The following is a 5,452-nucleotide window of genomic DNA, read 5'->3' as shown; positions in this document are numbered from 1 at the left end:
CGAGCGGATCACCGGTGGCGACCTGCTCGGGAACAAGCCGATCCTGCAGCGGGCCGTCAAGATGCGCAGTCCGTACGTCGACGCACTGTCGCTCCTGCAGCTGCGCGCGCTGCGCGCCCTGCGGGACGTCGATGCCGAGAACCCGACTCCGGATGCCGAGCACCAGCGCCTTCTCCTCCTCTCGGTGAGCGGTGTCGCGGCCGGCCTTCAGAACACCGGCTGAACCGCTCCACCCCCCGCGATGCGTCGGCCCCTCACCCGGGGTCGGCGCATCGTCGTTTTCCGGCGGCGTCGATGCGCACACGACCTTCGGTGGCGTCGATATCCACACGACCGCGCGAGCACGACGACGCCACCACGACGGCACGACGGCGTCGAGCGACGGCGTCGGGCTGAACGTGCGGTTCTGAACCCAGGTGTGCGAAGGCATGCCGCGTCCGCAGGCTGTTGCCACGCACAGCGTGACCGCGCGCCGACGTACACCAAACGGGTCGCTCCGCGGGTACGGCGAAGCGCCGGTACGCGTCCCCCTCCGATACCAAAAGGAAGGGGGGTGCGTACCGGCGCTGTCACCGTACGGGCGGAATGTGCCCGTAAATGCGAAATGGCCACCCAGCGTTGGGTGGCCATTTCGTTAAAGGAAGTCCGGCGGTGTCCTACTCTCCCACAGGGTCCCCCCTGCAGTACCATCGGCGCTGAGAGGCTTAGCTTCCGGGTTCGGAATGTGACCGGGCGTTTCCCTCTCGCTATGGCCGCCGAAACACTATTGATGTTTCAAAAACCAACAACGATTGTTCATTGTTGTGTTGTTCTCGACCGTACATCGAGAACCACTCAGTGGACGCAAGCACCAAAAACGGTGTGTTATCAAGTCATCGGCTTATTAGTACCGGTCAGCTTCACGCATTACTGCGCTTCCACATCCGGCCTATCAACCCAGTAGTCTGGCTGGGAGCCTCTCACCCACAAGGGGTATGGAAGTCTCATCTTGAGGCCGGCTTCCCGCTTAGATGCTTTCAGCGGTTATCCATCCCGAACGTAGCTAATCAGCGGTGCTCCTGGCGGAACAACTGACACACCAGAGGTTCGTCCAACCCGGTCCTCTCGTACTAGGGTCAGATCCTCTCAAACTTCCTACGCGCGCAGCGGATAGGGACCGAACTGTCTCACGACGTTCTAAACCCAGCTCGCGTACCGCTTTAATGGGCGAACAGCCCAACCCTTGGGACCTACTCCAGCCCCAGGATGCGACGAGCCGACATCGAGGTGCCAAACCATGCCGTCGATATGGACTCTTGGGCAAGATCAGCCTGTTATCCCCGAGGTACCTTTTATCCGTTGAGCGACAGCGCTTCCACAAGCCACTGCCGGATCACTAGTCCCGACTTTCGTCCCTGCTCGACCTGTCAGTCTCACAGTCAAGCTCCCTTGTGCACTTACACTCGCCACCTGATTGCCAACCAGGTTGAGGGAACCTTTGGGCGCCTCCGTTACATTTTGGGAGGCAACCGCCCCAGTTAAACTACCCACCAGGCACTGTCCCTGAACCGGATCACGGTCCTAAGTTAGATATCCAGAGTGACCAGAGTGGTATTTCAACAATGACTCCACACTCACTGGCGTGAATGCTTCACCGTCTCCCACCTATCCTACACAAGCCACACCGAACACCAATACCAAGCTGTAGTAAAGGTCACGGGGTCTTTCCGTCCTGCTGCGCGTAACGAGCATCTTTACTCGTAATGCAATTTCGCCGAGTTCGCGGTTGAGACAGTTGGGAAGTCGTTACGCCATTCGTGCAGGTCGGAACTTACCCGACAAGGAATTTCGCTACCTTAGGATGGTTATAGTTACCACCGCCGTTTACTGGGGCTTAAATTCTCAGCTTCGCCTTGCGGCTAACCGGTCCTCTTAACCTTCCAGCACCGGGCAGGCGTCAGTCCGTATACATCGTCTTGCGACTTGGCACGGACCTGTGTTTTTAGTAAACAGTCGCTACCCACTAGTCTCTGCGGCCACCACACCCTTTCGGAGCAAGTCCTAATAAGTGGATGGCCCCCCTTCTCCCGAAGTTACGGGGGCATTTTGCCGAGTTCCTTAACCACGATTCTCTCGATCTCCTTGGTATTCTCTACCTGACCACCTGAGTCGGTTTGGGGTACGGGCGGCTAGAACCTCGCGTCGATGCTTTTCTCGGCAGCATAGGATCACCCACTTTTTATCCGCATCGTGTCTCAGCCTCAATGACTCCCGGATTTGCCTAAGAGTCGGCCTACGCACTTGCACCAGGACTACCATCGCCTGGCTTGGGCTACCTTCCTGCGTCACACCTGTTAATACGCTAGCCGCACCAGCATGGGGTCGAGCGTTCACACACACCCGCCTCACCCCGAAGGGATCGGCTAAAGCGTGAGCTAGGACTCTTAGCACCACTGGATTAGCTTGGGCGGTTCTTCGCCGGTACGGGAATATCAACCCGTTGTCCATCGACTACGCCTGTCGGCCTCGCCTTAGGTCCCGACTTACCCAGGGAAGATTAGCTTGACCCTGGAACCCTTGGTCTTTCGGAGGACGTGTTTCTCACACGTCATTCGCTACTCATGCCTGCATTCTCACTCGTGTAGCGTCCACGGCTGGGTCACCCCGCCGCTTCACTCGCCACACGACGCTCTCCTACCCATCAACACGGCTGGACCACGAAGGCCTACCAAAAATGTCAATGCCACAACTTCGGTGGCGTGCTTGAGCCCCGTTACATTGTCGGCGCGGAATCACTTGACCAGTGAGCTATTACGCACTCTTTCAAGGGTGGCTGCTTCTAAGCCAACCTCCTGGTTGTCAAAGCAACTCCACATCCTTTCCCACTTAGCACGCGCTTAGGGACCTTAGTTGGTGGTCTGGGTTGTTTCCCTCTCGACTATGAAGCTTATCCCCCACAGTCTCACTGCTGCGCTCTCACTTACCGGCATTCGGAGTTTGGCTGACGTCAGTAACCTTGTAGGGCCCATCGGCCATCCAGTAGCTCTACCTCCGGCAAGAAACACGCAACGCTGCACCTAAATGCATTTCGGAGAGAACCAGCTATCACGAAGTTTGATTGGCCTTTCACCCCTATCCACAGCTCATCCCCTCAGTTTTCAACCTAAGTGGGTTCGGTCCTCCACGACGTCTTACCGTCGCTTCAACCTGGCCATGGATAGATCACTTCGCTTCGGGTCTAGGACACGCGACTGAATCGCCCTATTCAGACTCGCTTTCGCTACGGCTACCCCACACGGGTTAACCTCGCCACGTATCGCTAACTCGCAGGCTCATTCTTCAAAAGGCACGCTGTCACCCCTACTAAGGAGGCTCCAACGGTTTGTAAGCAAACGGTTTCAGGTACTATTTCACTCCCCTCCCGGGGTACTTTTCACCTTTCCCTCACGGTACTTGTCCGCTATCGGTCATCTGGGAGTATTTAGGCTTATCAGGTGGTCCTGACAGATTCACACGGGATTTCTCGGGCCCCGTGCTACTTGGGATACTCTTCACGCCAAGAACAGGCATTTCGACTACGGGGTTCGCACCCTCTATGACCGGCCATTCAAAACCGTTCGTCTATACCCTCTTGTCACGTCGACTGCTCGGCAGAACAATCCGAAAAGTCCCACAACCCCCAACATGCAACGCCTGCCGGCTATCACACACGCTAGGTTTAGCCTCTTCCGATTTCGCTCGCCACTACTCACGGAATCGCTGTTGCTTTCTCTTCCTGTGGGTACTGAGATGTTTCACTTCCCCACGTTCCCTCTACCCGCCCTATATATTCAGGCGGGAGTCACCAGGTACGCACGCGCCCTGGCGGGGTTTCCCCATTCGGACACCCTCGGATCAAAACTCGCTTATCAGTTCCCCGAGGCTTATCGCAGATTGCTACGTCCTTCTTCGGCTCCAGATGCCAAGGCATCCACCGTTTGCTCTTAAAGACTTGAAATCACATGAGTTGAATCGTCAAAAAATTGACTAATGATCTTTAAGATCATCTTCACGACACAAACCCGAAGGCTCATGTCGAAGATGCTCGCGTCCACTGTGTAGTTCTCAAAGTACGGGCGGTACCCCTCCCCGACATCACAACCGCGACATCAAGAAAAGGCCCTCGAGGAACAGCCACCAACCACCACCGGTCTCACAACCAGCGCGATCAGCGCCCGGCCCCTCAGGACCCAACAGCGTGCATGTGTCAAAAACTCCGAACCAGATCATTCCAATGGCAAGCCACGTACTAAACCCGAGAACCTCGTCCCCGACACCAAGTCAAATGTTCCACCCATGAGCTAACCGGCAGACACGAACGGTCTGATCCGGCGCCTGGACACTCACAACCCGAAGGCCATCAGTGCCAGATGCTCCTTAGAAAGGAGGTGATCCAGCCGCACCTTCCGGTACGGCTACCTTGTTACGACTTAGTCCTAATTACCGATCCCACCTTCGACGGCTCCCTCCACAAGGGTTGGGCCACCGGCTTCAGGTGTTACCGACTTTCATGACTTGACGGGCGGTGTGTACAAGACCCGGGAACGTATTCACCGCAGCGTTGCTGATCTGCGATTACTAGCGACTCCGACTTCATGAGGTCGAGTTGCAGACCTCAATCCGAACTGGGACCGGCTTTTTGGGATTCGCTCCACCTCACGGTATTGCAGCCCTTTGTACCGGCCATTGTAGCATGCGTGAAGCCCAAGACATAAGGGGCATGATGATTTGACGTCATCCCCACCTTCCTCCGAGTTGACCCCGGCAGTATCCCATGAGTTCCCACCATTACGTGCTGGCAACATAGAACGAGGGTTGCGCTCGTTGCGGGACTTAACCCAACATCTCACGACACGAGCTGACGACAACCATGCACCACCTGTTCACCAGTGTCCAAAGAGTTGACCATTTCTGGCCCGTTCTGGTGTATGTCAAGCCTTGGTAAGGTTCTTCGCGTTGCATCGAATTAATCCGCATGCTCCGCCGCTTGTGCGGGTCCCCGTCAATTCCTTTGAGTTTTAGCCTTGCGGCCGTACTCCCCAGGCGGGGAACTTAATGCGTTAGCTGCGTCACGGAAACCGTGGAATGGTCCCCACAACTAGTTCCCAACGTTTACGGGGTGGACTACCAGGGTATCTAAGCCTGTTTGCTCCCCACCCTTTCGCTCCTCAGCGTCAGTTACGGCCCAGAGATCTGCCTTCGCCATCGGTGTTCCTCCTGATATCTGCGCATTCCACCGCTACACCAGGAATTCCAATCTCCCCTACCGCACTCTAGTCTGCCCGTACCCACTGCAGGCCCGAGGTTGAGCCTCGGGATTTCACAGCAGACGCGACAAACCGCCTACGAGCTCTTTACGCCCAATAATTCCGGATAACGCTTGCGCCCTACGTATTACCGCGGCTGCTGGCACGTAGTTAGCCGGCGCTTCTTC

At 56.5% G+C, this 5,452-nt stretch carries 1 protein-coding gene and 3 rRNA genes; 1 reads left to right on the top strand and 3 read right to left on the bottom strand.

Annotation, left to right across the window (positions count from 1 at the left end; genetic code table 11):
• Nucleotides 1-223: phosphoenolpyruvate carboxylase (locus ACIPTO_RS42785; RefSeq protein WP_401201277.1), on the top strand; the 223-nt coding region annotated here is incomplete at its 5' end.
• 420 nt (nucleotides 224-643) lie between these two features.
• On the opposite strand, the gene rrf is transcribed toward ACIPTO_RS42785, so the two are convergent.
• The 3 genes from rrf to ACIPTO_RS42770 form a co-directional block, all read right to left on the bottom strand.
• Nucleotides 644-760, bottom strand: a 5S ribosomal RNA gene (gene rrf / locus ACIPTO_RS42780).
• A 103-nt stretch (nucleotides 761-863) separates the two neighbouring features.
• Nucleotides 864-3,976, bottom strand: a 23S ribosomal RNA gene (locus tag ACIPTO_RS42775).
• A gap of 423 nt (nucleotides 3,977-4,399) precedes the next feature.
• Nucleotides 4,400-5,452, bottom strand: a 16S ribosomal RNA gene (locus tag ACIPTO_RS42770); the annotation flags it as partial.

Source organism: Streptomyces sp. NPDC090083 (assembly GCF_044747445.1).
Lineage (GTDB): Bacteria > Actinomycetota > Actinomycetes > Streptomycetales > Streptomycetaceae > Streptomyces.
Note: the sequence above shows the minus strand (reverse complement) of the source record. Positions and strands in the feature narration are given on the sequence as shown.